Raw genomic sequence first — 3,430 nt, 5'->3', positions numbered from 1 at the left:
AATCTTAACTTTTCTTTATTTTTCCAAAGTGGCTAACTTGTTCTTGCAATTTGCGGCATTAATTATTCTCTCTAACTTTAAGATTTTAATGTATTATAACAATTAATTTGGTAATATGTCATTATTGTTGCAACACCATGTTTCATATAATAAAAAATATAATTGATAAATTCAATCATCAATCTGAGACAAATTGTTGCACAAATAGGAGATAATTATGGTCGGAATCAAAAATAACAAGCAAGCACAACATACGAAAAAGGCCCTACAAGAGAATGTTTTACAATTGTTGCAAAAAAAGAGCCTCAGTTCTATTACGGTTACCGAGGTTTGCCAACGAGCACACGTCAATCGAACGACCTTTTATCGTTATTTCGATGATATTTATATGTGTGTCGATAAAATTGAAAGTGAATTTTTGGACGGCTTAGATATGCCTAAAGAAATTTCGCCAGGAAAAGCATTGCAAAGACTGTTAGAAGGTTTTTATGCTAATCCGCAAATTAGTAATTTAGTTTTTATAGAAGGTGAAACTAAATTATTAGAAAAAATGCATAAGTCAATGGAACAAGGCGGCCAACATCTTGAGCCGATGACGGGATATCAAGAAACATATATCATGTTGGGGATGCAGGGAATTATGAAGCGATGGGTCAAAAATGGAATGCCAGAGACTCCAGAAGAATTGACAAAGATTATTATTCGAGTAGCTTTTGCGGATGATTTACAGAGTCTTCGTTCTAACTTTTTTTGATAGCTGAGTTTAAAAGTTTAAGATCAGCTTTTTTAGTGGCGAGTTCTTTTCTTATGATAAATTCACGGCCATATTGTTCAGGATGATGCACGACTTCAGTGAGTTCAAGCTCTAGTTGTATTAATTCCATTTTGATTGTTTGTCTGCGTAAGATCATTAATGGTTGTAAAATTTTTTGATTTTTTTTACCTAAAAAATGCAGCCTTAAAATAAAGTCGTCATTATTCAATTGAGTTACCCCAGGTGTTAAAGGAATTTGTAACCAATCGTTGAATAATTTCAAACCTTGAGAAGAAATTCGATAGGTTTTTTTTCTGGAATTTTTTGTTTCATCAGGTACTAATTCAACCAATTCTTTTTTTAGTAGACGACTTAACTCTGGATAAATTTGACTAAAGGGAGCGCTCCAAAATTCGGCTTTTTCTTTATCAAAAGTTTGTTTGATGTCATAACCAGTCATTTCCTGACGGGTGAGTAATCCTAAAATCATGTATTGTAAAGTGTTTGCGCGAGCCATTTTTGTTGTCCTTTACTTTTTTTATTTGTATATTAAACTATATATATTAATATATAGTATTGAGGATAATTATGGAACAGATTAAGAATAAAAACTTAACAATGATCCTGATAGGAATTGGGATCGTTATTTTTATGTCTACTTTAGATAGTAGCATCGTAACAGTTGCACTACCAGTGTTGAGTAAGGCTTTGAATACTAATATGAGCTTGATCAATTGGGTCGTGACGATGTATTTAATTGTGATGAGTAGTACTTTAATGATTTTTGGAAAACTCGGTGACAAATACGGCAAAATTAAATTTTTTAAGTGGGGAACTTTCTTATTTGTTGTTAGTTCGGCCTTGTGTGCGTTGTCAGTCAGTTGGTTGACATTGATAATTTCACGCAGTTTACAAGCAATTGGTGCTGCAATGACGATGGCGACCTCAAATGGTATTATCGTTGAGGTTTTTCCTGATAGTCGTCGTGGACAAGCTTTAGGTTGGATGGGTTCGTTCGTTTCTTTAGGTGGAATCATCGGACCTAGTATCGGCGGAATTTTATTGAACTTTTTCCCTTGGCATATTATTTTTTGGTTGAATGTACCAATTGGTATTATCGCGACATTTTTATTATTTAAATACTTGCCTAGTAAATTGGATCAAAAATATACTAGTCAAGGCTTTGATTTAACTGGATCAATTCTATTAGTGATTGGTTTTACTACTATGTTTGTCGGTATTTTATTGAGTCAACAATTAGGATGGGCCGATTGGCGAATTCTTACTATGACAATCGTCGGACTTATTTTGTTGATTATTTTGTATCGTTATGAAGCTAAACAAAGTGAACCGATTTTGCCAGTAAATTTGTTTAAAAATAAATGGTTTACTATGCAACTATTAGCATGTTTTATGGTTTTTATCGTCGATTTCTTCTTTGATGTCATCGCACCATTTTACTTACAAAATGCTCGAGGATTCAGTCCGTTATTCAGTGGTTTCTTCTTGTTGATTTTTCCAGTAGTGCAGCTATTCGTGGCACCAATTTCAGGAAGTCTAGCTGATAAACACGATCCATTCAAAATTACTCTGATTGGCTTAGCAATTATTAGTTTTGGACAAATTTTTTACGTTATCAGTGGATTAAATAATACTGTGTTGATTTTTGCCATAGGGGCAGCTTTAGCAGGATTAGGAAACGGTTTGTTCCATTCACCTAATAATGTTTTAGTAATGAGTAACGTCTCGCAAAAAGACTATGGTTCTGCCGGTAGTGTTTATAGTTTAGCTAGAACTGTCGGCATGGTAGTTGGTTCAGCTATGTCAACGACTTTGTTATTTGGTTCAATGTCGATTTTAGACGGCAGCCGAGTTAAGTCTTATATGCCAAGTAAGCCACAATTATTCATTGATGGAATGCATATTACTTTTGGTTTGTCTTGTGCTATTAGTGTTATTTTGCTGGTGGGAATTTTTATTTGGCATCGTCGCAGTAGTAAATGATATTTTGATTTTTACTAAAAATGCCGTCCTCCATAGCAAAGAAAATTTGGCTGGAACGTAGTGGGCACTACTGAGCCAATTTTCTTTGCTATTCCGGACTAGATAGAATTTTATATTTTTATACAATCAAACAAATAAAGCATCTATTCAGATAATGGCAGTAAATGCTATATCTGAATAGATGCTATTTTTGACTCTGAATTATTTGAAATAAACCATAAATGACGTTATCTAGTCGGTAGTGGCAGCTTTGTGGATGCTCAGTTGCGTCCAGTACGTTCCAGCGTCCACAAAGCAGAACGGACGACGGCATCCAGCATCAACCTAACTTAGTAAGGAACCAGATGTCAACTACCACTGACTAAAGTCAGTGGCTTGTGAACTTCACTAAATAGCTCATCACTAATTAATTACTAGTCACAACTTATTCAGATAAAGCATTGCATTACAGTATCTCATGTTTTTAGATAATCGGAATCATAACGTCTTATTCGCTAATTACCAGAACTTAGGACGTGAGTTGCCAAACGCCCATTTTTTTATTTATATATTGGACTATCTTCAGTTAATGGCTTGGATAATTCGATCAAACCTTTGGTTAAGATATTTTTAGAAGCATTCCAGTCTCTAATGTGGTGGGTTTCACAGTTAGGACAAGTCCATTCTCTATCT

4 protein-coding genes are annotated in these 3,430 nt (G+C 34.3%); 2 read left to right on the top strand and 2 right to left on the bottom strand.

What is annotated here, in order from left to right:
- Positions 1–217 precede the first annotated feature (217 nt).
- Positions 218–754: a TetR/AcrR family transcriptional regulator gene (locus FC88_RS09965; protein ID WP_057815189.1), complete on the top strand. Its 537-nt coding sequence runs from the start codon at positions 218–220 to the stop codon at positions 752–754.
- Here the strand turns inward: FC88_RS09965 and FC88_RS09960 are convergent.
- The gene (locus tag FC88_RS09960; RefSeq protein WP_162256553.1) at positions 741–1,244 is read right to left on the bottom strand and encodes a PadR family transcriptional regulator; all 504 of its coding nucleotides are present in this window, start codon (positions 1,242–1,244) and stop codon (positions 741–743) included. The genes FC88_RS09965 and FC88_RS09960 overlap by 14 nt on opposite strands.
- 98 nt (positions 1,245–1,342) lie before the next feature.
- Here FC88_RS09960 and FC88_RS09955 point away from each other — a divergent pair, with 98 nt between their 5' ends.
- Positions 1,343–2,758, top strand: coding sequence for an MFS transporter (locus tag FC88_RS09955; RefSeq protein WP_057815185.1), 1,416 nt, complete (start codon positions 1,343–1,345; stop codon positions 2,756–2,758).
- 539 nt (positions 2,759–3,297) lie between these two features.
- On the opposite strand, the gene FC88_RS13060 is transcribed toward FC88_RS09955, so the two are convergent.
- Positions 3,298–3,430: zinc ribbon domain-containing protein (locus FC88_RS13060; protein ID WP_200951543.1), on the bottom strand; the 133-nt coding region annotated here is incomplete at its 5' end.

The organism is Companilactobacillus futsaii JCM 17355, from assembly GCF_001435505.1.
GTDB lineage: Bacteria > Bacillota > Bacilli > Lactobacillales > Lactobacillaceae > Companilactobacillus > Companilactobacillus futsaii.
This window is presented reverse-complemented; position numbering and strand designations above follow the sequence as displayed.